Raw genomic sequence first — 25518 nt, forward strand, 5'->3', positions numbered from 1 at the left:
CCACCCAGGCGATGAAAACCCGGCCGCTCTGTACGATGCGGCCGGGTTTTTTATTGTTTATCTTATGGATGCCCCGACGCCGCCGAAACCCGGCGGCCGGCCGCACGCAGCGCCTCGGCGGCCGGGCTGTCGGGATCGGCCCGCAGGGACGCGGCGGGTCCCACCAGAGTCAAAGCCAGCAGCAGCCGGCCTTGAGCATCGAGCACCGGCACGCTGAGCGCGTTGATGCCCGGGACGTGTTCGCCTTCCACCACCGCCAGGCCACGCGCATGGATGTCGCGCCGCACGTCGGCCGGAAACCGCCGCATCGGCGGGTCCTGCCAGGCGGCAAAGACGCGCCCCGTGGCTGATGATTCCAGGTCGAACAGTGCACCCTCGGCCACGCCGATGGACACCCCCTGACCGGGCTGACAGACCCGGACGGCGGTCACCCCACCCTGCCCACGCACCGCGACGAAGCACGTTTCCCCCAGCGCCTGCGCCAGCGCACGGGCTTCTTCACCAGCCCGTTGCAAGGGATCCTGGCGCGACAGCCAGGCCAGCGCCAGATCGCGCACTGCGGGGCCGACGTCGTACTGACCCGTGCGCGCATCCTGACTGACCCAGCCCATGCGCACCAGACTGACCAGATAGCGGTAGGCCTTGGCCCGGTGCATGCCCGCGCGCCGGGCCAGGTCCGACAGGCCGCACGGCGCCCCCCCGTCCGCCAGCCGGCGGAACAGGTCCAGCCCCACCTCCACCGATTGAATGCCCTGAATCTCACCGGATCGGCCGTCCGTGTCAGTCGTATCGGTAGAAGCCGGACCGATCGATTCATGGGGAAAAACTGTTGGACGCATCCTTCGCCTGGCCTTAGATTATCGATGTTGCTTAAATAATAACATTGTTAATTATTGCATAACAACCCTGCGGAGACCTCCATGAAAAACCCGATTACGTTCCCCAAGGCCGAAGGCATCTACACCCGTCAGGCCCACTGTGACATCCCTGACGGCCTGTACGAACGCGAACACGGCCGCAACGGCTTCTTCGGCCCGGCCAGCCACATCCTGCACACGCACAAGCCCACCGGCTGGACGAAATGGGAAGGCCCGCTGGAACTCACCCTGCTGGACCTGAACCGCCTGGACGACAGCGCCCCCTGCCCCTGGAAGGCACGGCGCTTCATGCACAACGCCCAGACCCAGGTCTGCTTCTGGAAATTCGACGTCTCCATGCCGGACCTGGCGCGCAATGGCGACGGCGACATGATCCTGTTCTTCCACCGGGGCGAGGGCGAGTTCTTCAGTGACTACGGGCACATGAGCTACCGCGAGGGTGACTACATCAACATTCCGCGCGGCACGACCTGGCGCCTGGAAACCTCGGTACGCAACGAGGTCCTGACGATCGAAGCCACCGAGGATCTGTTCCAGTTGCCGGAACGCGGCATCACCGGCCGCCACGCGCAATTCGACCTGGCCGTGCTGGACACGCCGAAGATCGACGAAGCCTACAAGGCCCAGTACGGCGAACATGAAACCCGCGTGCGCGCCAAGCGCCGCCAGCAGGTCACGACGGTGACCTTCCCCTACAATTTCCTGGACACGGCCGGCTGGCACGGCGACTGCGTACCGGTAAAGCTGAACTGGCGCGACATCCGCGAACTGCTGTCGGACCGCTATCACCTGCCGCCGACGGTGCACGCGACGTTCCTGTCGAACACCATCATCGTCTGCACCTTTGCCCCGCGCCCCATCGAAAGCGATCCGGGCGCGCTGAAGGTGCCGTTCTATCACAACAACGACGAGTTCGACGAGGCGCTGTTCTACCACCAGGGCAATTTCTTCAGCCGCGACAACATCAAGCCGGGGATGTTCACGCTGCACCCTTCGGGCTTCCACCACGGCCCGCACCCCAAGGCGTTCGCGGCCGCCGCAGCCAACAACAAGGGCGAACGCAAGTACACTGACGAGGTCGCGGTGATGATCGATTCACGCTATCCGCTGGAACTGGATACCCTGCCTGAAGGGGTGAAGGTGCCGGGGTATCTGGATTCCTGGAAGGAGTGAGCTTCTGAGCAGGGTGCCGGGCAGGCATCTTGCAATCAGCGTGGTTTGAGTTCTTGAGACGGGGAGCCGAGTGGGAGGCATGACGCCGCCCGACTCGGCGGTCCTCCCTGCGGTCGGACTGCCCGGCCCTTCCTCGTACGAGCGGGCGGTGCGCAAACTCGTCGCGCTGCGCGCTCCTCAAACAGTGCGCACCTTGTTTCCCGCTCTCCCTTCGGAAGCCGCCGGCGCCTCATACGGTTGCGCCACGCCCCTCCACCCGACTCCCCTCGATCTTTTTTGATCGACGGAAGCAGGGGTCGGCCTACCGCTTGGCCGGGTCGAAATGCTTCTTCAGGCCCTGCCAGCACCGATAATATTCCCGCTGCCGCTGCGGCGATTCCAATGCCTGGCGGGTGGCCTGGATGGCGACCGGCGTCTCGAACATGAAGGCCATGGTGTCGGCGATGTAGTCCGGCCTGGACGTGTCGGCCGCGCTGGCTTTGGCGAAGGTCTCGGCATCGGGGCCGTGGCCGGTCATGGTGTTGTGCAACGAGGCGCCGCCGGGCTGGAAGCCTTCGGCCTTGGCGTCGTAGCGACCGTGTATCAGACCCATGAATTCACCCGCCAGATTGCGGTGGAACCAGGGCGGCCGGAAGGTGTCCTGCATCGCCAGGATGCGCGGCGCGAAGACGACGAAATCGATGCTGTCCACGCCCGGCACGGCGCTGGGCGCGTGCAGCACCAGAAAGATCGACGGATCTGGGTGATCGTAGGTGATCGAGCCGATCGCGTTGAAGCGGCGCAGGTCGTATTTGCAGGGGGTGTCGTTGCCATGCCAGGCCACCACGTCCAGGGGCGAATGGTCCATGCGGGCACTCCAGAAGCGGCCCTGGAATTTCGCCAGCAGTTCGAAGTCGCCCTCGACGTCCTCGTAGGCGGCCACGGGCGCCAGAAAGTCGCGCGGGTTGGCCAGGCCGTTGGAGCCGATCACGCCCAGATCGGGCAGGCGGAAATGCGCGCCGGGGTTTTCACACACATAGCCGCGCGCCGCGCCGTCCGGCAGGCGGACCTGGAAACGCACGCCGCGCGGGATGACGGCGATTTCCTGGGGCTCGATCCACAACACGCCCAGCTCGGTCGCCAGTTCCAGGCGGCCCTGTTGCGGCACGATCAGCAATTCGCCGTCGGCATTGTAAAAATACCGATCCATCGAACGGTTGGCGGCGTACAGATGGATGCCACAGCCGGCGTTGCCGCCCATGGTCACCATGCCGTCCACAAAATCCACGGACTGACCCTCTGCCGGAAGGGGCAAGGGGTCCCAACGCAGCGGGTCCGGCGGCGTGGGGACTTCGTCGTAATGGCTCAGCCAGCGCGCACCCGCGGCAGACGGTTCGAACGGCCCGTGCGTGGCTGCCGGCCGGATGCGGTACAACCAGGAGCGCCGGTTGGCGTGGCGCGGTGCCGTGAAGGCCGTGCCCGATAATTGTTCGGCATACAGGCCATACGGCGCCTGCCGGGGGGAATTGCGCCCTTGCGGCAGCGCGCCGGGCAGGGCCTCGGTGGCGAACTCGTTGCCGAATCCGCTCTGGTATTCCAGAGAGGGGGTCGTGCTCATGATGATCTCCTGAAAAACTCGGCCGGCAGCCGCCTCACGCGCGCCGGGCCGGTGGAGCCGCGTCCCGCGTCTGCGGGCGGGATCCCGTCACTCCGCGTCCGGCTGCGCGCCCGGATGAGCTGCCAGGAAGGCCGGCAGTGATTCGCAATGCGCCGCGATCCGTGCGATCGTCGGAAAGGCCGACAGGTCCACATCATAACGGCGCGCGTTGTAGACCTGGGGCACCAGGCAGCAATCCGCCAGACCCGGCGCATCGCCATGGCAGCATAAACCCGTCCCGGGCGATTGCAACTGAGCCTCCAGCGACTGAAAACCCAGTTCCACCCAGTGCCGGTACCAGTCATCGCGCGCGGACTGTTCGACCTTCAGTTCGCGCGACAGCCAGCGCAGCACGCGCAGATTGTTCAGGGGATGAATGTCGCAGGCGACGTGCAGCGCCAGGGCCCGCACCCGGGCGCGACCCAAGGCGTCGGCCGGCAGCAGGGTGGCCGGACCATGCGTTTCGTCCAGGTATTCCATGATGGCCAGGGATTGGGTCAGGATCCGGCCGCCCTCGTCCAGCGCCGGCACCAGCCCTTCTGGATTGCGGCTCAGGTAGGCGTCCCCCAGCTGCTCGCCGCCGTGACGCAGCAGATGCACGGGAATGACGTGGTAGTCCAGGCCCTTCAGGCCCAGCGCGATGCGGACGCGATAGGCCGCCGAGCTGCGGAAATAAGAATAAAGTTCCAGCATGAGTCAGGCTCCCCTCAGGCGCCCGCGCGGCGTTCGACCGTCTGCTCGATGACACCGAAGATGTCCTCGCCCCGGGCGTCGCTCATGTGGATACGCACCCGGTCGCCGAAGCGCATGAAGGGCGTGACCGGGGCACCGCCCTCGATGGTCTCGTACATGCGGACCTCGGCGATGCAGCAGTAGCCCACGCCGCCATTGCGGATGCTGGAGCCATGCAGCCCGCCCTGCTTGTTGGACACCGTACCCGAACCGATGATGGTCCCGGCCGCCAGCCGGCGCGTGCGGGCGGCATGCGCGACCAACTGCGGGAAAGCGAAGGTCATGTCCTGGCCGGCGTTCGGGCAGCCAAAGGGCTCGCCGTTCAGGTCGACCCGCAGCGGCAGGTGGACCTTGCCGTCGCGCCAGGCCGCCCCCAGTTCGTCAGGCGTGACGGCGACCGGGGAAAACGCGCTGGCCGGCTTGGACTGGAAGAAACCAAAGCCCTTGGCCAGTTCCCCGGGGATCAGGCCACGCAAGGACACGTCATTGACCAGCATCAGCAGGCGGATCGCGCCGGCGGCATCCGCCGGGTGCGCGCCCATGGGCACGTCGCCCGTGACGACGGCAACTTCGGCTTCCATGTCGATGCCCCAGTCTTCCGTGTCGGCAATGATCGGGTCGCGCGGACCGATGAAACTGTCAGACCCGCCCTGATACATCAGCGGATCGGTAAAGAAGGATTCCGGCACCTGGCTGTTGCGGGCCCGGCGCACCAGTTCCACATGGTTCAGATAGGCCGAACCGTCCGCCCACTGATAGGCGCGCGGCAGCGGCGAATGGCAGGCCGCCGGATCGAAGGGACGCGCTGCGCCGTCCTGGCCTGAGTTGACCCGGTCATACGCAGCGCGCAAAGCCGGCAAGCAGGCATCCCAGTCATCCAGCGCCGCCTGCAGGGTGGGTGCGATCTCGGGCACGGCGACACACTGCGTCAGATCCCGGGACACGACGACCAGGCGGCCGTCGCGCGACTCATTTTTCAAGGTGGCAAGCTTCATGGAAAACTCCGGTTGCCCGGGCCGCCGAGGCGGCCGGGAGGCGCGGGACGAAGCCCGCACCCAAGGACTGATCTACTTCAGTTCGGCCTGGACCTGATCGAACAGATCCTGGCCCACGCTGGGGATGAACATCTGCCACACCGGCTGGACACGCTCACGCATGCGACCATGTTCGGCATCGCTGACCTCGTTGATGTCCATGCCGTGCTTGGCCATGGTGTCCTTGGCCGACTGCGCCTGGGCGCGCGCCACTTCACGCTGGTAGGTACGGGCCTCGATGGCGGAATCCGTCAGGATCTTTTGCTGATCCGGCGTGAGTTTGTCCCAGAAGGCCTTGGACACCAGCGGGATGAAGGCGCCGTAGCTGTGACGTGTGATGGACAGATATTTCTGTACTTCGTAGAGCTTGAGCGCGGCAATCACGGCATTGGGCGTGCCCTGGCCGTCGATGGTGCGGGTTTCCAGCGCGGTGTAGAGCTCCGGCACCGCCAGCGGCACGGGATTGGCGCCCAGCGCCTTGATGGTTTCCTGGGTGATCTTGGCCTGAATCGAGCGGAACTTCAGACCCTGGAAATCTTCGACCTTGGCGATCGGGTGCTTGCTGTTGGTGGCGTTGAAAAAACCGTTTTCCCAATACGCCAGGCCCACCAGACCGTGCGCGGGCAAGGTTTCCAGCAGCTTCTGGCCTACCGGGCCGTCCAGAACCTTTTCCGCCTGTGCGCTGTTCTTGAACAGGAAGGGAAAGTCCAGGATTTCGTAGGCCTTGACCATGCCCGTCAGGGTGGTGGTCTGGGGCACGGTGAACTCGATCGTGCCGCCCTGCAGGGCGGAGGTCACCTGCACGTCGTTGCCCAGCGCGCCGCTGTAGTAGGGCTTGATGTCGATTTCGCCCTGGCTCTTGGCCTTGACCAGCTCGACGAACTTGGCCACGCCCTGGCCCTGGTGGGATTTTTCCGGCAAGGTCACGGCGAATTTCGCGGTGACCGCCGCCCAGGCGGAACCGGACAGCGTCGCGGCCAGCAGGCCGACGAGCAGGGTGGTGCGGATTTTCATTTTCATGGAATGTCTCCTTGGGTGGAATAGGACGGGGTGCCGGACGCTAACGCCACCACTGGGCGGGCACGGTCACCAGTTCGGGGAACAGGATCAGGGCAATCAGCAAGGAGATCAGGGCCAGCAGGAACGGGGCGATGCCGCGCGAGGCCTGGGCCATGGTCACCTTGCCCACGGAACTGACGACGTTGAGCACCACCCCGACGGGCGGGGTGATCATGCCGATCGAACAGTTCATGATGAAGATCACGCCGAAATAGACGGGGTCGATGTCGGCCGCCTGGACGATGGGCATGAACACCGGCGTGAAGATCAGCACGATGGGGATGAAATCCAGCACCATCCCGGCAAAGAACACCACCCCCATCATGGCCGCCATCAGGACCATCGGATGATCCGACAGCGCGGACAGCCAGCCGCCCACCTGGCCGGAAATATCGGCGATGGTGATCATGTAGGACGCGACCATCGCCAGCGCCGCCAGCAGCAGAACGACCGAAGTGGTCTGCGCCGTGGACAGCAGGCATTCGTAGACCTTGCGCCAACTGAGTTCGCGGTACACCACCAGCCCGACGAACAGCGCATAGGCGGCCGCCACCACGGCCGATTCAGTCGGCGTGAAGATCCCGAAGCGCAGGCCGCCGATGATGATGACCGGCAGCATCAGCGCCCAGCCGCCCTGCCCCAGCAGACGCAGCCGCTGCCCCCAGGGCACCCGGGGCGTCAGCGCCGCCTGCTGTTTCCGGGCGACGAACCACCAGGCCACGGTCAGGAACAGCCCCATCAGGATGCCGGGCACGATCCCGGCCAGAAACAGGCGGGTGATCGACACATTGGCCACCACGCCGAAGATCAGGAAGCCGATCGAGGGCGGGATGACCGGCGCGATGATGCCGCTGGCGGCCATCAGGCCGCAGGCGCGTGCGGGATCGTAGCCGGCCTGACGCATCATGGGCACCAGGATCGCCGCCAGCGCCGCCGTGTCCGCGACGGCGGAGCCGGACAGGCTGGCCAGCAGAATGCCGGCGCAGATGGCCACATAGCCCAGGCCGCCGCGCAGATGGCCGACAAAGGCGCCGGCCATGTCCACGATACGCTTGGACAGGCCGCCCGCATTCATGAATTCGCCCGCCAGGATGAAGAAGGGCACGGCCATCAGCACGAAATTATCGGCCCCGGCGACGGCGTTCTGCACCACGATCTGGGCGTCGAACTGTCCGGTCAGCAGCATCAGCGCCACCCCGGCGAACATCAGGGCGAAGGCGATCGGCAGGCCCAGGGCGATCAGGCCCAGCAGCGAGCCCAGGAAGACGATGGCGCTCATTTGATCTCCTTCGAGGAGCCCTGGCGGCCTGCGTCCACCTCGCGCCTTGCAAGGCGCTCCGATGCGCCAGGCGCAGGGACTGCCCTGTGTCCGGACTCATCCTCGATGCGTTCAGCCAGCCCCTCGATGCGATCGGCCAGATCCTCGGTCAACCCGTCATCGATGCCGATCAGCGCGCGGTACACGTTGTTGCAGACCGGGAAGATCAGTGCCACCCCGAACACCAGTGCGACGCCATACAGCCAGGCGTAGGAGATGTCCAGGACCGGGTAGGTGTTACCCAGGTTGATCAAGGTCTGGCGCCAGCCGCCGACGATGAAGATCCCGCAGCCGGCCAGAATCAACATGCCGGTGAAGACCACCAGCGCCCGGCGCACGCGCGGCCCGACGGCCTGCTGCAAGGTATCGAAACCGATATGGATGCGCCGCGCCGAGGCCAGGACCGCGCCCATGAAGATCAGCCAGACGAACAGCAGGCGCGACAATTCCTCGGAAATGGCGATGCCAGAATTGAAGGCGTAGCGCAGCACGACGTTGCCGAAGACCAGGATGCCCATGATCGCCAGGCAGGCGACGATCAGGATCTCGAAACCCCGAACGATCAAATGAGAAGCGCGCTGTATCATCTGCGGTCACCGCACGGGCCATGCAATGGCCGAGCCTGCAGAGCGTCCCAAGAGAGGGGCATGGCGTTGTCTCCGGTCTGAATGCGGACGCAGGCCGGGGGCACCGGTGCGTCTCTGTCATGGATGCCCCATTAAACGCAGTTTCCAGCTATCATTCAAACAGTTTTTATTCATCGATTCATAAGGCGATCCGATGGAAGTCACACTGCGCCAATTGCGCGCCTTCACGGCGCTGGCCCGCACGGGGGGCTTCACCCGGGCGGCCGAATCCCTGCACATCACCCAGTCGGCCCTGAGCGGCCTGATCAAAGAGCTGGAAACCCAACTGGGTGTGCGCCTGGTGGACCGCAACACCCGGCGCATCCAGCTCTCGGAGGTCGGGCGCGAATTCCATTCCGTCGCCACCCGCATCCTGCGCGACCTGGACGGCGCGCTGGAAAACATCGACAACCTCAAGCGCCTGCGACGCGGCATCGTACGCATTGCCGCGCCCCAGTTGATGGCCAGCACCCTGATCCCGGAGGTCATCGCCAGCTTCCGCCGGGAACATCCCGACATCCAGGTCCATCTGCTGGATTGTGCCGTCGAAAATGCCATCACCCAGGCGGTGCGCGGCGAAGTGGACATCAGCATCGGCCCCCACCGCGAAGGGCTGACCGAGCTGTCGGCCGATCCACTGTTCGATCTGCCCTTCATGGCCGTGTTCCCACCCGGCCACCCGCTGGAATCGCTCAAGCGCATCCGCTGGACCGATCTGGTGCGCTATCCGCTGATTGCCCTGCAGGGCCAGTTCACCGACCGGTTGGCGCTGGACCTGTACCGGATGGCCGACATCCCCGCCATCCATCCCAGCCACGAAGTGGCCTTCATGAGCACCGCCCTGAGCATGGTCAGCGCAGGCCTGGGCGTAACGGCAGGCCTGCCTTACGCGCAGACCCTGGTGGACCTGTACGGCCTGCGCATGCGCCCGCTGCAGGACCCGTTGATCCGCCGCCAGTTCTTCATCTACAGCCGCCTGCACGCCAGCCCGCCGCCGGCTACCCAGGCCTTCGTGCGGCACCTGCACGAGCACGTCGGCGAACGGGACTGGGGAAATCCAGGATAATTCCAGTTTATCCCGCGACGCCACCGGATCCGGACGCCATGCCACTCTATAATCGAATCTCGGTCGGCCAGCATGGCGTCTTTCGGGAACGCCGATGAAAACTCACTTACGTTCCATCCGCGCGTACGTCTGCCTGTTTTTCTTCCTGGGGCCGGTCTGTCTCCTGCCCCACACCGCTCGGGCCACGACACTGACGGTCGGCGTCAGCGACATGGGTTCCACCCTGTCGGCTGTGCCCAACGGGCAGCCGGACGGCGTCCTGGGCAACATCCTGTCCGAAATCGCACACCAGGAAAAATACGGGCCGGTGATCCTGGCAGCGGCCCTGGCCCTGGCCGCGTTGTGCCATGCGATATACACCCGGTGCCGGGCACGCCGCCAGGCGCAGCGGATGCGGAAGTCCACGCACCGTCTGTCCACGGTGCTCGACCACATCGACGACCTGATCTGCATCGAAGACGCCGACCAGCGCTGCCATTACGCCAACCAGCCATTCCGCGACTTCTTCGGCCTGCCCACCACCGCGTCATCGGCGACACTCGATCCGGACACGGACCGCGCCCCCATCCGCGCCGACGGCATCTCGGCCGCCGATCTTCCGGCCCTGAAACAAGGCGACCGCATCGTCACCCAGGAGCAGCGGACCTCTCCTCGGACGGGCCGCACACACACGTTCCAATCGGTCAAGATGCCGCTGTGCAATCCGGACGGCACGACCGTCATGTTCTGCACCATCCTGACCGACATCACCGCCCGCATGCAGGCCGAGGCGCTGGCCCGCCACAATGCATTCCACGACCCCCTGACCGGCCTGCCCAACCGCATCCTGCTGCTGGACCGGTTGGAACAGACGCTGCCCGGCGCGCGGCTCGAATCGGGCTGCGGCGCCGTACTGATTCTGGACCTGGATGGCTTCAAGAGGCTCAACGACAGCCGCAGCCACGCCATCGGCGACCAGGTCCTGCGAGAAGTGGCCCGCCGCCTGAAGGAACACACGCTCGACCGGGACATGGTCTCACGCGTCAGCGGTGACGAGTTCATGGTGCTGCTCACCCGGCTGGACCCGGACCCCGAAACCGGCGCTCGCCAGGCGCTGAAGATCGCGGAAAGACTCCGGCTCGTCCTGGCCTCGACACCCCTGGAGCCCTGTGAACAGACCTGCGTCTTCACCGCCAGCATCGGTCTGACCCTGCTGCACCCCGAAGGCGCGACGGCGAGCGACGCCATCCGCGAGGCCGACCTGGCCATGCAACGCGCCAAGGTGCAGGGCGGCAATCAGACCGTCGTCTACGACCACACGCTGCAAGCCGACTTCGAACAGCGCCTGTGGATGGAAAAGGACCTGACCCAGGCCTTGAACACCAGCCAGTTGACCATGCACATTCAGCCCCAGTATGCGCGGGACGGCCGGGTCACGGGCGCGGAGTTGCTCACCCGCTGGACGCATCCCGAGCACGGCCCGATCTCGCCCGCCCTGTTCGTGCCCCTCGCCGAGGAAACCAACCTCATCAACCACCTGACCTACTGGTCGCTGGACATTGCCTGCCAGGCCTTGCTGGACCTGCAGAGCCTGAACGAGACCTATCCGATTTCCATCAACATCAGCCCCCGGGTCCTGATGGATCCAGGGTTCGGCGAATCCGTGCGCGGCCTGCTGAGGCGCTCCGGCGCGCCCGGCAACCGGCTGATCTTCGAGATCACCGAAGGCGTCTGGATCCAGGACGCCGAGGCCACGGCGCAGCGCATGCGCGAGCTCAGCCGCCTGGGCATCCGCTTTTCCATCGACGATTTCGGCACCGGCTATTCCAACCTGTCCTGCCTGATGCGTCTGCCGATCTTCGAGCTGAAGATCGACAAGAGCCTGATCCGGAATCTGCCCGGCGATCCCGACAGCATCGCCATCGCCCGGCTGATCCTGGCCATGGCCGAACAACTGGATTTCTGGGTCGTCGCCGAAGGCGTGGAGAACGAGCCCCAGGCCGATTTTCTGGCCCGGTACGGTTGCGATGCTCTGCAAGGTTATCTGATGGCGCGCCCCATGCCGATCGACACCTGGCTGACCTCCATCCGCCAGCAGCGCACCAACTCGGCCTGATGTCCGCGCACCGGGAAGATGCGGCGATACCGCCGCCCTACCACGCGCCACGCTGCTCCGGAACGTATTTCACCAAGGTCAGCGCCAGAAGCCGGATGAGCGCCAGGATCGCATAGACCCACGCCAGGATCGCACCAGGATTGCTCTGATACGCCAGGGACGCCGCCACCATCGAGATCGTGGCGATGGAGCCGGTCTGCAGCGACAAGGTCCGCAGCGCCGCCAGCATTGATGATGACTCGGGTGCCAGTTGCAAGCCGGCATTGCGCATGGCCGGATTGATGGCACCGTTGCCCGCTCCGACCAGGAAGGCCGAGAAAGCCAGCCAGACATAGGGCGTGCCCGCCAGCGGCGGCAGCGCCAGGCCCACCAGCCCCACAATGCTGACCGCACTGCCCACGTAGAGCGGCAAGTGATAGCCGGTGCGGCGCAGCAGCAGCACCGCCGTCAGCGAACAGATCATGGCCGCAGCCCCCTGGGCCGTGAGCAGCGTGCCCGATCCCACGGCATCGATACCGTACCGGCTGGTGGCGTACAAGGGCACCAGCGCCATGGCGCCTATCACGAAGCCGCTGAACACCATGTTCACCAGATTCACGGCGCCGAAGTGGCGGCCGTAGATCAGTCGGGGCGCGATGAAGGGGGTGGCCGTACGACGGATGTGACGCAAGAAGCACAGCAGCGAGAGCACCGCCGTCAGCAGAAGCCCCAGGAATCCGAACACACTGTCGCCGGCCTGACGCTCGCCCAGGGCGGTGGCCGCCAGCATGCCCGACAGCAGGCTCAGGCCCAGCAGCACGAGCCCCAGCACGTCCATCTTGCGGCTGGCGCGATCCTCGGGCGGCGGATCGCGTGGGATGAAGCGCCAGGCCAGCAGAAAAATGGCCAGCCCGATGGGCACGTTCACATAGAACACGTCGCGCCAGGACGAATACGCGACGAAATATCCGCCGAAGATCGGGCCGATCATCGCGCCCACCGGAAAAATGCTGCCGAACAGGCTGACGTAGCGGTCACGCGCGGCGCCGAAGTGATCCACGATGATGCCGGTGGCCGTGGGGGTGAACCCCGCACCGCCTGCGGCCTGAATGGCCCGCAGCACGATCAGCAGATAGATGTTGTCGGCCATGCCGCAGCCGAACGAGGCCAGCGTGAATGCCAGCGTGGAGCCCATGAAGACCTTGCGGCGGCCGAAGCGTTCGGCCAGCTTGCCGCTGATGGGCAGCATCAGCACGAAACCGAAGGAATAGGCCGTGATGGTCAGGCTGGCCAGATTGATCGAGGTATCCAGCCCCTGCTGGATCGCATGCAAGGCCGTCGCCACGATGGTCGAATCGATCGACATCATGAGCAAGGCCATGGCGATGATGGCAAAGACAGTCTTGCGGCGCACGGGCACCGTTGCGGCATGAGTCATGCTGGGATCTGGAACGCCCCCTACTCCACCGTCACGCTCTTGGCCAGATTGCGCGGCTTGTCCACGTCCGTGCCGCGCGCGCAGGCGGTGTGATAGGCCAGAAGTTGCAGCGGCACCGTGTGCAGGATGGGCGACAGTTTCCCATAGTGCTCGGGCATGCGGATGACGTGCATGCCCTCGGCGCTGGAGATCTGGGAATCCGAGTCGGCGAAGACATACAGTTCACCGCCGCGCGCTCGGACTTCCTGCATATTGGACTTCAGCTTTTCCAGCAGTTCGTCGTGCGGCGCGATGGTGATGACGGGCATCGCATCGGTCACCAGGGCCAACGGGCCGTGCTTGAGCTCCCCGGCGGGATAGGCCTCGGCATGGATGTAGCTGATTTCCTTGAGCTTGAGCGCGCCTTCCAGGGCGATCGGGTAATGCATGCCACGCCCCAGGAACAAGGCGTTTTCCTTGCTGGCGAAGCGTTCGGCCCAGGCGATGATCTGCGGTTCCAGTGCCAGCACGGCGGACACGGCCGCCGGCAGGTGACGCAGGGACTTCACGGCCTGTTCCTCGGCCGCGGCGTCCAGGCGCCCGCGCGTCTGGGCCAGCGTCAGGGTGAGCAGGTACAGGGCGGTCAACTGGGTGGTGAAGGCCTTGGTCGAAGCCACGCCGATTTCCACCCCTGCGCGGGTGATGAAGGCCAGCTTGCATTCGCGCACCATGGCGCTGGTGGCCACGTTGCAGATGGTCAGGGTCTGGTCCATGCCCAGGCTGCGCGCGTGCTTCAGCGCGGCCAGGGTATCGGCGGTCTCGCCGGACTGCGAGATGGTCACCACCAGGGTGCGCGGATCGGGCACGCTGGTGCGGTAACGGTATTCGCTGGCGATTTCGACATTGACGGGGATGCCGGCCAGGGACTCGATCCAGTAGCGCGCCGTCAAACCGGCGTAGTAGCTGGTGCCGCAGGCCAGGATCAGCACGCGGTCGATGGACTGGAGCACGGCGTGCGCGCCGTCGCCGAACAGTTCCGGCATGATGGCGTCGATGTCCTGCAGAGTGTCGCCCACGGCGCGCGGCTGCTCGAAGATTTCCTTCTGCATGAAATGGCGGTAGGGTCCGAGCTCGGCCTCGCCGGTATGGACCTGGACCGTGTGCACGGCCCGCTCCACGGCCCGGCCCTGGACGTCCGTCACCCAGATCCGCGCCAGTTGCAGGTCCACCACGTCGCCGTCCTCCAGGTACATGATCTGGTCGGTGGTGCCGGCCAGCGCCAGCGCATCGGACGCAAGGTAATTGCCGTCAGCCCCACGGCCGACGACCAGCGGCGAGCCCTGGCGCGCACCGACCACGCGGTGCGGCTCTTCGGCGCAAAACACGGCGATGGCATAGGCGCCTGCCAGACGGCGAACGGCCTGCTGTACGGCGGCGTACAGATCGCCGTCGTACAGGTGGTCCACCAGATGGGCGATGACTTCGGTATCGGTCTGGCTCTGGAACACGTAGCCGACGGCCTGCAGTTCCGCGCGCAGCACGTCGTGGTTCTCGATGATGCCGTTGTGCACCAGCGCGATACGCGGCGCGCTCTGATCCGGGCCGGAGAAATGGGGATGCGCGTTGCGCGTCAGCGGTGCGCCATGGGTGGCCCAGCGGGTATGGGCGATGCCGGTCAAGCCCTGGACGCCGTCCTGCGCAGCCTGAGCCACCAGCTCGGCCACCCGCTCGGTACTGCGCACCCGTTGCAAGCCGGTACCCGTGTGCACGGCCACACCGCAGGAGTCATAGCCCCGGTATTCCAGGCGGCGCAGACCTTCGAGCAGAACGGGAACGATGTTGTGCTGCGCCACGGCGCCGACGATGCCACACATAGGGATCTCCTGATTCGGGAAGAAGCGCCGCCGGACGCATATGCGTGGCCTGGTGGCGAGTCTGGCGGTGAAGGCCGCCCGGTTTTGCGCTATTGTGAACTGGAGGGATAGAAATTTGATTTCTATTTTTAGATGATCATGAAATATGATTTCATGATCCTCGTTTTATGAAATAAAATTCCATAAAACAACTGAAAATGAATTAAACAAGATCAATTCACCTCCATTCCACTCTTCCTTCCTCACACCTGTTGCGTTCCGGAAACATCCCCATGCCTACGATCGAACTCGACGACCTGGACCGCCGCATCCTGGACCTCCTGCAACAGGATGGTGCCCTGAGCAACCAGGATCTGGCCGCGCACGTGCACGCCTCGCCACCGACCTGCCTGCGGCGGGTACGCCGCCTGACGAAGGCAGGCATCATCCAGCGGCGGGTGGCGATCCTGGACCCCGCCTTGATGGGCGCAGCCCTGACGGTCCTGATCGAAGTCACGCTGGACGCCCAGGCGGCCGCACAGGCCGACGCCTTCGAGGCTCAGTTACTGGCCGAACCGGCCATCCAGCAATGCTACCGGGTCAGCAGCGGGCCGGATTTCGTGCTGGTGGCGCTGGTGGCGGACATGGCGGCCTACCAGGCCCTGGCGCTGCGCTGCCTGACGGGCGACCCGCGCGTGCGCAACGTGCGCAGCTTCTTTGCCACGCGGCGCAGCAAGTTCTGCACGGCCATTCCAATCCACCACACCCCATGATCGGCACGGTTCCAGCCGGGAGCCTCTGAACACGTTCCCGCGCTGCGCGCCAGAGATACCACGCCCCAAAGACGCCACGCGCTGGGGAGTTGACCGCGCGCGTTCGGGTTTTTATACTGGCTTAATACTTACCGACCGGTCGGTAAGTATTTATACGGAACCAGTTCCCTGTGACCACCCAAGCCAGATCAGCCTCTCCAAAACGGGCAGGACGACCGCCCCTGACAGAGAATCCGCGTCACCGCATCCTCTCGATCGCAGCGGAAATGTTCGCCCAGAAAGGCTACGAATCCAGCTCTCTGGGCGAACTCGCATCCGCCATGGGCATCTCCAAGGCTGCGATCTATCACTACTTCTCGACCAAGCAGGACATCTACGACGCCATCATCCTGGAGGTCCTGAACGGACTGGTGCAAGCCGTGACCGTCCAGGTCGCCCGGGAACAGACGGCCGCCGGCCAACTGCGCTCCTTCATGGTGGCGCATGCACGCTATTTCGAAACGCACCACAATGAATTCGTCGCCATGCTGATCGGGTTCAGCGGCATGACCGCCGCCGAATACAAGCAAGAGGCGGTACGCCTGCGCGACGAGTACGAGCAGATGCTCCGGGACATCGTCGATCAGGGGGTGCGCAGCGGTTCCTTCGGTCAGGCCGACACTGCCGTGACCACCCGCTGCGTCCTTTCGATGCTGAACTGGATGGCGCGCTGGTTCAAGCCGGGCGCCGGTGCCAGCGCCGAAAACATTGCACTGGAGTATTTCAACCTGCTGATGCGTGGCCTGGAGCCCAGAGTTCCGACCTCCATCCATGCCGGACCAGGTCATACGCAACCCGGTCACCCATCCGAAGTTTCACCCAGTGAAGGCTGAGACGCTGACACACCTCGGCCCTCACGGATTCAACCCATCATCGCCCCCCTCTGACCTACTGGAGCAACCATGTCTCAGAACACCCGATATTCAGGTTATACCAACATCACGTTCGACACCCCGGCGCCGCACGTGCTCCGGCTGACGCTGAACAAACCCGACACCCTCAACTCGCTGGACGCCCTGGGCCATCGCGAACTGGCCGAGGTCTGGAAGGAGATCGATACGGACCCCGACGTCAGCGCCGTCATCCTGTGCGGCGCGGGCCGTGGCTTCTCGGCGGGCGGCGACTTCGACATGATCCAGGAAATGATGGATCACCATGATGCGCGCGCGCGCATCTGGCGCGAGGCACGCGACCTGGTCTACAACATCATCGATTGCTCCAAGCCGATCGTCTCGGCCATCCACGGCCCGGCGGTAGGGGCCGGCCTCGTGGCGGCGCTGCTGTCGGACATCTCCATTGCAGCGAACAACGCCAAGATCGTCGACGGCCACACGCGCCTGGGCGTGGCGGCCGGCGACCACGCTGCGATCATCTGGCCCCTGCTGTGCGGCATGGCCAAGGCCAAGTACTACCTCATGCTGTGCGAACCCCTGACGGGCCAGAAGGCGGAGGAAATCGGCCTGATCTCTCTGGCCGTGGACGAGTCCGAGGTGCAGGACAAGGCACTGGAAGTGGCCAAGAAACTGGCGGCCGGCGCCCCCTCGGCGATCCGCTGGACGAAGTACGCGCTGAACAACTGGCTGCGCCAGGCGGGTCCGATCTTCGATACCTCGCTGGCCCTTGAAATGCTGGGCTTCGCCGGTCCTGAGGTCAAGGAAGGCCTGCTGTCGCTCCAAGAACGCCGCAAACCGGTGTTTTCGCAGTCTTCCGTCATCTGACCCCATACGAAAAGGGCCTCCGGAAATCCGGAGGCCCTTCTGGCGGAAAACGCGGGGCTGTCGAATCAGACCCGTTCCAGCACGACCGCGATCCCCTGCCCTACGCCGATGCACATGGTCACCAGCGCATAGCGACCTGCATCCGCCTCCAGCCGGTTGACGGCCGTCGTCACCAGACGCGCGCCACTGGCCCCCAGAGGGTGACCCAGGGCGATAGCACCGCCCCACGCATTCACGCGCGCATCATCATCCGCCAGACCCAGCATGCGCAATACGGCCAGGCCCTGTGCGGCAAAGGCCTCGTTCAGTTCGATCACGTCCATCTGCGCCAGGCTCAGGCCGGTCTGGGCCAGGACCTTCTGGGTGGCCGGTGCCGGGCCGATCCCCATGACCCGGGGCGCCACCCCGGCACACGCCATCCCGACCACCCGCGCCCGAGGGGTCAGGCCAAACCGGCTCGCCTGCGCCTCGTCGGCCAGCAGCAGCGCGCACGCGCCATCATTGACACCGCTGGCATTGCCGGCGGTGACGGTGCCATCGGGACGCACGACGCCTTTGAGCCTGGCCAAGGACTCCAGGCTGGTGGACCGTGGGTGCTCGTCTTTTTCCACCGCAATCGGATCGCCTTTGCGCTGCGGCACCAGGACGGGGGTGATTTCCCGGGCCAGATGCCCGGCGGCCTGAGCGGCCAACGCCTTTTCCTGACTGGCCAGCGCCATGCGATCCTGCGCCTCGCGCTCGATCCCGTACTCGGTGGCGACGTTTTCCGCCGTCTCGGGCATGGAATCGACCCCGTACCGCGCTTTCATGAGCGGATTGATGAAACGCCAACCGATCGTCGTATCGTAGACAGCGTTGTCGCGTGAGAAAGCGCTGGCGGCCTTGGGCATCACGAACGGCGCCCGGCTCATGCTCTCGACGCCACCCGCAATCATCAGACCGGCTTCACCGGCCTTGATCGCCCGCGCCGCCGTGCCCACCGCATCCAGTCCGGAGCCGCAGAGTCGATTGATCGTGGCGCCAGGCACTGACAAGGGCAAGCCGGCCAGCAGGGCGGCCATGCGCGCCACATTGCGATTATCCTCGCCCGCCTGGTTGGCGCAGCCCAGCAGCACGTCGGCCAGAGATTCCCAATCGACACCGGGATGACGCGCCATGAGGGCGCGCAGCGGCACCGCCGCCAGATCATCCGCCCGCACAGAAGACAGCGTGCCGCCATACCGGCCAAAAGGGGTCCGCACCGCATCACAAATGAAAGCCTGACCACTCATATTCATACCCCCAGACATTGTTCAATCATTCGAGAGGACGGAAAGGTCGGCACGCACGAATCCGTGCCCGGTCGATTCCCCCAGCGCGCGCAGATCGGTCTCCAGGCGATCGGCCGCCTGCTGCCTCGCCCAGAACACCGGACCGCCGAGCTTCTTCGGAAACCCATAACCGTCAACCAGCACCGCATCGACGTCTCCTGGCCGGAGCGCCACGCCCTGCGCCAGCAACAAGGCGGCCTCATTGACCATCGCCAGCAATGCACGGCGTTGAATGACTTCCGGAGCCAGCGGACGGCGCACGATTCCGCGTTGAGCGCTGGCCTGTTCGATCAGGCCCCGCACCACGGCATCCGTGGAGGACACCGCCTGCCCGTCCGCATAGACGTAATAGCCAGCGCCGGCCTTGCGGCCCAGACGGCCCTGTTCGCATAAATGGTCCAGAATCGAGACGTAGCGTTCATCCGGATGGCGCGTAGCCGCCTGCGCGCGACGCATGCGCCAGGCGATATCCAGGCCGGACAGATCGGCGACGGCAAACGGCCCCATGGCAAAACCCAGCGCCGTCAACGCCTGGTCCACGTCTTCCGGCCAGGCGCCGTCTTCCAGCATGAACTCGCATTCACGACGATAGGCGTTGTAGATCCGGTTGCCGATGAAGCCGAACGCATTGCTCGCCAATACCGTGGTTTTCCCGAGCCTGGTCCCAAGAGCCATACCGGTGGCCAGGGCGACGGAGGACGTCTGCGCCGCCCGCACCACTTCGAGCAGCTTCATGACGTGCGCCGGACTGAAAAAATGCAAGCCCAGGACATCCTGGGGACGCCGCGTCACGCGCGCGATCTCATCGACATCCAGGTAGGACGTATTGCTGGCCAATATCGCGCCGGGGCGCGCCGAGGCGTCGATCTGGCGAAAGACATCCTGCTTGACCGCAAGATCCTCATAGACGGCTTCGATCACGAGATCCACGTCGGCAAGACAGCCCCAATCCGGGGTGGCAGCCAGCACGGACTGACGCCGTGCGGCTAATTCGCCCGTCATTTTCCCCGTCGAAACCCGGCGCTCGTAGTGTTGGGCGATACGCAACCGCCCCTGCTCGACCGCCGGACCATTCTGGTCGAGCAAAACGACCGCCACGTCGGCCTCGAGCAAGGCTATGGCGATCCCCACCCCCATGGTACCGGCACCGATGACTGCGGCGCGGCGGATCTCGATCGGCTCGGCTCGCAAGGCCTCGGGGAGCTGGCTTGCCTGACGCCGGGCGGCGGCCAGATATTCCAGGGCCTGCGCCCCATCGTCAGGATAAGTAGAGGTCATCACGAAAATCAGATCCCATGTGAAAAAGAGCGGATACCTATTCGGTACGCATCAGGTGCTTGCCGATCACGAGCTGCTGAATCTGGGTCGTGCCTTCGTAGAGACGCAGCAGGCGCACATCGCGATAGAAGCGCTCTACCTTGTATTCATTGATGTAGCCGGCCCCGCCGTGGATCTGAACCCCGCGATCCGCCACGCGCCCGACCATTTCTGTGGCGTACATCTTGGTGCAAGATGCCTGCATGCTGACTTCCGGATCGCTGACACCGGCAGGCTTGTCGTCGTAGCGGCGCGCAGAAGCCTGAACCAGGGACCAGGCGGCCAGAAGCTCGGCCTGGCTGTCGGCCAACATCGCCTGCACCAGTTGAAAGTCCCCGATGCGCTTGCCAAATTGCTTGCGCTGCTGCGCGTAGGCGATGCTTTCGGACTGGATGCGGCTGGCCATGCCGCACGCCAGGGCGGAAATATGCAAACGCCCGCGATCCAGGACCTTCATCGCCGTCTTGAACCCCTTGCCAGGCACACCGCCGATGATATTGGCGGCCGGTACGCGCACCTCGTCCAGATTGACGTCGCAGGTTTTGGTACCGCGCTGGCCCATTTTTTTATCGGCCTTGCCCAGCGACAGGCCGGGGAGGTTTGCGGGCACGAAAAACGCAGTGATGCCCCTGGCGCCCGACTCGCCCGTACGGGCCATGAGCGTGAACGCTCCGGCGCGTGGCGCATTGGTGATGAACCGCTTGGTGCCGCTCAGCAGATAATCGTCGCCATCCCGCACCGCCCGGGTTCTGATCGAAGCGGCGTCCGATCCGGCGTCCGGCTCCGTGAGCGCGAACGATACGATCAATTCCCCGCTGGCAATGGCGGGCAGGTACGTCGACTTCTGTTCCTCAGTACCGTCCATCAGGATACCCTGCGACCCGATGCCGATATTCGTGCCGACGACCGAGCGAAAAGCCAATGCCGTCCGGCCCAAAGCATAAGCGACCTCGCATTCCTGGCTCATCGACAGCCCGATACCGCCGTACTCCTCAGGAATCGACAGACCGAAGAGCCCCAGCTCGCGCATGTCGTCCACGATGTCGCCGGGAACTTCGTCCCGATCTTCGACGATGTCCTCCGCCGGCACCAGCCGTTCCTGAATGAAGCGATCCAAGCTTGTCTTAAGTAGCTCGAACGATTCCTGGTCAAGCGCCACAGCACACTCCTGTCGTATATCGGTGAATGCATTGTGCAATCTTCTATCTTATTAGACAATTAGAAAGAATATGAACATTCTGTCAAGGATATTTGACGATGGAATCCCTGAATGCCCAGTCCCTCATCCTGCTCGTGGACATCGTCGATGCCGGCAACCTCAGCAAGGCCGCGCGCAAGCTCAAGATGAGCCGCGCCAACATCAGCTATCACCTCACCCAATTCGAACAATCCCTGGGCCTGCAGTTGCTGCGCCGCACGACACGCCGTGTCGAACCCACGGAAGTCGGCCTGAAGCTCTACCAGCACGGGTGCATCATCCGCGATGAATTGCTGGCCGCGCGCGAATCGGTGGATACGCTGGGCCGGGGCCTGCACGGTTCAGTGCGCCTGAGCTTGCCGACCGGCTTCGGGCATCTGGTCATGTCGGACTGGATGATCGAATTCAAACGCGCCTATCCGGACATCGCCCTGGACGTCATGTTCGAAAACCGCGTCGATGATCTCTTGCGGGAAGAAATCGACATCGCCATCCGGGTCATGTCGGACCCTCCCCTGCAAATGGTGGCGCATGAACTCAGCCAGGTGCGCTACGTCATCTGCGCCTCCACCCAGTACGCGCTTGAACACGGCATGCCAGAGCGGCTGGAGGACCTGCCCGGTGTCCCGCTCATCACATCCACCGTGGACGGGCGCGACCTGCGTCTTTCCGCTTACCAGAACGATGTCAGGCAAGAGATTGCGCTCAACCCCACGCTGGCCTCCGAGAACTTCCAGTTTCTGCGGGAAGCCATTCTCGCCGGCCTGGGAGTCGGACTGGTTCCGGACTACCTGGTGGCTTCGGCAGTGGCCGACCAGCGCATCGTCCTGGCTCTTCAGGATTGGCGCCTGAGCGTCTTCGGCACGCGCATGTTCCTGTTGCGCATGCCCGGACGCTACCAGACACTGGCAGCGCGCACCCTGATCGATTTCATGATCCAGCGCGTGCGCACCTGGGCGGCTTCCTGAACCCACCTCCGCAGGCAGATCGGGCTCAGGGTATTCATCAGGATTTATGTAAATATGTTGACATAAATCCTGATTTCGCCAAAAATTGATGGGAAGCGGCGACGCTCCCGCATCTGTCTCGCGGCGAGGCGCCCACCGGCCCCCACTCTCTCTGACAGATGGCAACAGGACTCTCATGAACAAGTTCAACCAAGACCTGCCGAAAACCTCGGCGAACTACCAGACACTGACACCACTGACACTGCTCGATCGAGCCGCTGACATTTATCCGGACCGCACCGCCGTGATCTACAACGACCGGCGGTACTCGTGGCACGAATACGCGCAACGCTGCCGCAGCCTGGCCCGGGCACTGCACGGCGCAGGCATCCGGCCTGGCGATACGGTCGCCATCCTCGCGGCCAATATCCCCGCCATGCTCGACGCACAATTCGGCGCGCCGCTCGCGGGTGCCATCCTGAACTCCATCAACATCCGGCTCGACGCACCGGCCATCGCGTTCATCCTGCAGCACTCCGAAACCCGCCTGCTGCTGGTGGACCAGGCATTCGCCGAAACCGCGCGCGAAGCCGTGGCCCTGTCCCAGCAACCGATCGACATCATCGACATTCGGGACGACAGCCTGCCGGATTCCGCCCGTGCGGGGCGGATCGACTACGAAGACTTCCTGACCCAGGCACCCGCAGACGCACCTCTGCACTACCCCGAGGACGAGTGGGACGCCATCACGCTGAACTATACGTCGGGCACTACGGGCAATCCCAAGGGGGTGATCTACCATCACCGGGGCGCCTACCTGAACGCCCTGGGCACCGTCGTCTATGCCGGCCTGAACATCGACACCCCCGTCTACCTGTGGACCCTCCCGCTGTTCCACTGCAACGGCTGGTGCTACGCGTGGGCGATGGCCGCTGTCGCCGGTACGCACATCTGTCTGCGCAAGGTGGTTGCGGCCGACATCTACGATGCCATCCGCCGTCACGGGGTCACGCATTTCTGCGGCGCGCCGGCCGTGCTTTCCTCACTGATCGCCGAAAAACCCGCTGACTGGTCCAAGCCAGCAACCCCGATCCTGGTGGCCTGCGCAGGCGCATCGCCTCCCTCATCCGTCATCCAGCAGACCGAAGACCTGGGGTTCCAGGTCCTGCACGTCTACGGCATGACCGAGCAGCACGGGGTCAACGCCATCTGCGCGCCACAGGAGTCGTGGTCGACGCTGGCACCCGAGGAAAGGCTGCTCCACAAGGGTCGCCAGGGAGTCGCCACCACAGTGGCGGGCCATATCATCGTTGCAAACCCGAAGACCTGCGAACCGGTGCCCCGGGACGGCCTCACGATCGGTGAAATCCTGGTCCGCGGCAACCTCGGCATGAAGGGTTATCTGAAGAATCCGCAAGCAACGGATGAGGCGTTCGCCGGCGGCTGGATGCACACGGGCGATCTGGCCGTCGTCCATCCGGACGGCTACCTGGAGATCAAAGACCGCTCGAAGGACATCATCATTTCGGGCGGCGAGAACGTCTCATCCATCGAGGTCGAAGAGGTCCTGCTTTCCCACCCGGCCATCCTGCAAGCGGCCGTCGTGGCGGTTCCCGACCCGAAATGGGGTGAAGTCCCCTGTGCGGTGATCGAGCCGCGCCCCGAGCACGTCGGCAAGCTGGACCAGGAAGACATCATTCGATTCTGCCGCAGCAGACTTCCGGGCTTCAAAACGCCCAAGCACGTGATCTTCGAACCGCTGGTCCGCACGGCGACCGGCAAATTGCAGAAATTCAAGCTGCGCGATCACGCCGCCAGCATCATCGCCTCACGTACGACCTGATCCAGCGAACGATGCCGATCAGAACCCTGATCGGCATCTTCCCCATCATGTCGCACGCCTTCCGGTTCAGCCCACCGATCTTTCTTTGGCCTGATCGCCCAGTTTCACCGACTTCATGCCTTCATTGAGCCGGTTCATGAAATGGACCAAGGCGACTTTGTCATCAAACTGGAAGCCCGCCAGCGCCTGTCGATAGAATTCGTAGATTTTGGGCTGCAGATCATCCCAAAACACCCGGCCCGTAGCGGTCAACACGACCTTCTTGGCTCGACGATCGACATCGTCGGTCACCCGCTCGACCAACGCATCACGCTCCAGACGCTTGAGGACACCGTCCAGGTTCTGGCGACTGACGAACAGATACTCGGTCAGGTCTGAAAAGGACATCCCCGCCCGGGCCTTGGGACGGGACAATGCGCCCATGACCGCCCAGTGGACAGGGGTGATCCCCAATTCTTTGATGCTTTGACGGTCAAGCGTATTGCCTACCTGGAACAGCCGGAAAAAAAGCCGGTTATGGACTTCTGAGGCAGATCCCTCCGAGGACGGCTCATTTACCTTGATCATGAATTCGAAGTTCCGGTAAGACTTCGGGCCGCATGGCGGCCCGGAACCTGGTTATTCGTCGAGCTTGATTCTACTCCACCCAAGCTCTCGTCCTTCGCTCAAAGCCGTGCGCAACGAGCGCCGGCCGTGGCGATCTCATGGCGCATTCAGCCGTGCATCGTCAAGCCACCCGAGACCGAGATCACCTGGCCGGTGATGAAATCCGCATCGTCACTGGCCAGAAAAGCGACCGCTCCCGGGATGTCCTCGGGCTGTCCCAAACGCTTCAGAGGAATGGCGCGCTTGAGGCCGTCGTAGATTTTCTGGCCAAATTCGCCATCTCCCGTAAACGAGCGCAACAAGGCCGTATCGGTCGGGCCGGGGCACACGACATTGACCCGCACATTGCCTCGCGCCGCTTCCCGAGCCAGGGTCTTGCTGAAGGCAATGATCCCCCCCTTGCAGGCGGCATAGACCGACTCGCCGGAGGAGCCCACACGCCCGGCATCCGAAGCGATATTGACGATCTTTCCGCCTTCGCCCGCCAGCATCAGCGGAACCACGGCGTGCTGCAGACTGAGCGGCCCCTTCAGATTGATGGCAATCAGTTTGTCCCAAAGCTCCGGCGTCGTCTCGACAAAAGGCTTGGCCACATCCCAGCCCGCATTATTGACCAGAACATCGACGCGTCCGAATTCCGCATGGACCGCCTGGACGGTTTTCTGCACGGCGGCATGATCCGTGATGTCGAGCGGCATCGTCCTCAAAAGACCGGCATGACCGGCACACTGCGTCTCGAGATCAGCCAGCCCGGCAGCATCCAGATCCAGCGCCACGACACGCGCGCCCTCTTCCAGAAATCTCCGGACCAGGCTGCGACCGATACCGCCCGCCGCGCCCGTGATGAGAGTCACTTTATCGTTGAGTCCACGCATGAAATTTTTTCTCCTGAAAATAGAAT

The 25518-nt window shown here is 64.2% G+C and carries 22 protein-coding genes; 8 read left to right on the forward strand and 14 right to left on the reverse strand.

Annotation, left to right across the window (positions count from 1 at the left end; translation table 11 throughout):
* Positions 1–62: 62 nt before the first annotated feature.
* Positions 63–839 (reverse strand): IclR family transcriptional regulator, encoded by a 777-nt coding sequence (locus WA983_RS00245; protein WP_424311447.1) that lies wholly within the window; start codon positions 837–839, stop codon positions 63–65.
* A gap of 81 nt (positions 840–920) precedes the next feature.
* Between WA983_RS00245 and WA983_RS00250 the strand changes: the two genes are divergently transcribed.
* A complete protein-coding gene (locus WA983_RS00250; protein ID WP_424249066.1) occupies positions 921–2051 on the forward strand; it encodes a homogentisate 1,2-dioxygenase in 1131 nt (376 codons plus the stop codon).
* Positions 2052–2352: 301 nt separating this feature from the next.
* Here the strand turns inward: WA983_RS00250 and hmgA are convergent, their stop codons facing one another.
* The 6 genes from hmgA to WA983_RS00280 form a co-directional block, all read right to left on the reverse strand.
* Entirely contained in the window at positions 2353–3648 is a 1296-nt protein-coding gene (hmgA, locus tag WA983_RS00255; RefSeq protein WP_424249068.1) for a homogentisate 1,2-dioxygenase, read from the reverse strand.
* An 87-nt stretch (positions 3649–3735) separates the two neighbouring features.
* Positions 3736–4377, reverse strand: coding sequence for a maleylacetoacetate isomerase (maiA, locus tag WA983_RS00260; RefSeq protein WP_424249070.1), 642 nt, complete (start codon positions 4375–4377; stop codon positions 3736–3738).
* A gap of 17 nt (positions 4378–4394) precedes the next feature.
* Positions 4395–5414, reverse strand: coding sequence for a fumarylacetoacetate hydrolase family protein (locus tag WA983_RS00265; RefSeq protein WP_424311448.1), 1020 nt, complete (start codon positions 5412–5414; stop codon positions 4395–4397).
* A 72-nt stretch (positions 5415–5486) separates the two neighbouring features.
* Positions 5487–6473 (reverse strand): TRAP transporter substrate-binding protein, encoded by a 987-nt coding sequence (locus tag WA983_RS00270; RefSeq protein WP_424248847.1) that lies wholly within the window; start codon positions 6471–6473, stop codon positions 5487–5489.
* 40 nt (positions 6474–6513) lie between these two features.
* Positions 6514–7791 carry a TRAP transporter large permease gene (locus WA983_RS00275; RefSeq protein WP_424248845.1) on the reverse strand — a complete coding sequence of 426 codons (1278 nt, stop codon included), beginning with the start codon at positions 7789–7791 and terminating at the stop codon, positions 6514–6516.
* Positions 7788–8417, reverse strand: a complete 630-nt coding sequence (locus WA983_RS00280; RefSeq protein ID WP_424248843.1) for a TRAP transporter small permease — start codon at positions 8415–8417, stop codon at positions 7788–7790. The genes WA983_RS00275 and WA983_RS00280 overlap by 4 nt, the downstream gene beginning before the upstream one ends.
* A gap of 193 nt (positions 8418–8610) precedes the next feature.
* On the opposite strand from WA983_RS00280, the gene WA983_RS00285 reads away from it, so the two are divergent.
* Positions 8611–9522: a LysR family transcriptional regulator gene (locus WA983_RS00285; protein ID WP_424311449.1), complete on the forward strand. Its 912-nt coding sequence runs from the start codon at positions 8611–8613 to the stop codon at positions 9520–9522.
* Positions 9523–9616: 94 nt separating this feature from the next.
* Positions 9617–11617 (forward strand): sensor domain-containing protein, encoded by a 2001-nt coding sequence (locus tag WA983_RS00290; protein ID WP_424311450.1) that lies wholly within the window; start codon positions 9617–9619, stop codon positions 11615–11617.
* A gap of 37 nt (positions 11618–11654) precedes the next feature.
* On the opposite strand, the gene WA983_RS00295 is transcribed toward WA983_RS00290, so the two are convergent.
* Together WA983_RS00295 and glmS are read right to left on the reverse strand one after the other, a co-directional pair.
* A complete protein-coding gene (locus WA983_RS00295; protein WP_424248837.1) occupies positions 11655–13034 on the reverse strand; it encodes an MFS transporter in 1380 nt (459 codons plus the stop codon).
* Between the two features lie 20 nt (positions 13035–13054).
* A complete protein-coding gene (gene glmS / locus WA983_RS00300; RefSeq protein WP_424248835.1) occupies positions 13055–14887 on the reverse strand; it encodes a glutamine--fructose-6-phosphate transaminase (isomerizing) in 1833 nt (610 codons plus the stop codon).
* Between the two features lie 272 nt (positions 14888–15159).
* Here glmS and WA983_RS00305 point away from each other — a divergent pair, with 272 nt between their 5' ends.
* The 3 genes from WA983_RS00305 (at position 15160) to WA983_RS00315 (ending at position 17396) form a co-directional block, all read left to right on the forward strand.
* Positions 15160–15639 (forward strand): Lrp/AsnC family transcriptional regulator, encoded by a 480-nt coding sequence (locus WA983_RS00305; protein WP_424248833.1) that lies wholly within the window; start codon positions 15160–15162, stop codon positions 15637–15639.
* Positions 15640–15905: 266 nt separating this feature from the next.
* The gene (locus WA983_RS00310; RefSeq protein WP_424248831.1) at positions 15906–16511 is read left to right on the forward strand and encodes a TetR/AcrR family transcriptional regulator; all 606 of its coding nucleotides are present in this window, start codon (positions 15906–15908) and stop codon (positions 16509–16511) included.
* 69 nt (positions 16512–16580) lie between these two features.
* On the forward strand, positions 16581–17396 hold the full coding sequence (locus tag WA983_RS00315; RefSeq protein ID WP_424248830.1) for an enoyl-CoA hydratase/isomerase family protein: 816 nt from the start codon (positions 16581–16583) through the stop codon (positions 17394–17396).
* A 65-nt stretch (positions 17397–17461) separates the two neighbouring features.
* On the opposite strand, the gene pcaF is transcribed toward WA983_RS00315, so the two are convergent.
* Genes pcaF through WA983_RS00330 form a run of 3 tightly spaced genes read right to left on the reverse strand, consistent with a single transcriptional unit; the run spans position 17462 to position 21182 of the window.
* Positions 17462–18673 carry a 3-oxoadipyl-CoA thiolase gene (gene pcaF, locus WA983_RS00320; protein WP_424248828.1) on the reverse strand — a complete coding sequence of 404 codons (1212 nt, stop codon included), beginning with the start codon at positions 18671–18673 and terminating at the stop codon, positions 17462–17464.
* Positions 18674–18688: 15 nt separating this feature from the next.
* Positions 18689–19984 carry a 3-hydroxyacyl-CoA dehydrogenase NAD-binding domain-containing protein gene (locus tag WA983_RS00325; RefSeq protein WP_424311451.1) on the reverse strand — a complete coding sequence of 432 codons (1296 nt, stop codon included), beginning with the start codon at positions 19982–19984 and terminating at the stop codon, positions 18689–18691.
* Between the two features lie 37 nt (positions 19985–20021).
* Positions 20022–21182 (reverse strand): acyl-CoA dehydrogenase family protein, encoded by a 1161-nt coding sequence (locus WA983_RS00330; protein WP_424248824.1) that lies wholly within the window; start codon positions 21180–21182, stop codon positions 20022–20024.
* Positions 21183–21289: 107 nt separating this feature from the next.
* On the opposite strand from WA983_RS00330, the gene WA983_RS00335 reads away from it, so the two are divergent.
* Entirely contained in the window at positions 21290–22189 is a 900-nt protein-coding gene (locus WA983_RS00335) for a LysR family transcriptional regulator (RefSeq protein WP_424248855.1), read from the forward strand.
* 175 nt (positions 22190–22364) lie between these two features.
* A complete protein-coding gene (locus WA983_RS00340; RefSeq protein ID WP_424311452.1) occupies positions 22365–24011 on the forward strand; it encodes an AMP-binding protein in 1647 nt (548 codons plus the stop codon).
* 66 nt (positions 24012–24077) lie between these two features.
* Here the strand turns inward: WA983_RS00340 and WA983_RS00345 are convergent, their stop codons facing one another.
* Together WA983_RS00345 and WA983_RS00350 are read right to left on the reverse strand one after the other, a co-directional pair.
* Positions 24078–24578 carry a MarR family winged helix-turn-helix transcriptional regulator gene (locus WA983_RS00345; protein ID WP_424248820.1) on the reverse strand — a complete coding sequence of 167 codons (501 nt, stop codon included), beginning with the start codon at positions 24576–24578 and terminating at the stop codon, positions 24078–24080.
* Positions 24579–24724: 146 nt separating this feature from the next.
* Complete coding sequence (locus WA983_RS00350) at positions 24725–25492, reverse strand: glucose 1-dehydrogenase (RefSeq protein ID WP_424248853.1); 768 nt, start codon at positions 25490–25492, stop codon at positions 24725–24727.
* Positions 25493–25518: the final 26 nt, after the last annotated feature.

The sequence above is a fragment of the Castellaniella sp. genome (assembly GCF_049650445.1).
Classification (GTDB): domain Bacteria; phylum Pseudomonadota; class Gammaproteobacteria; order Burkholderiales; family Burkholderiaceae_B; genus Castellaniella.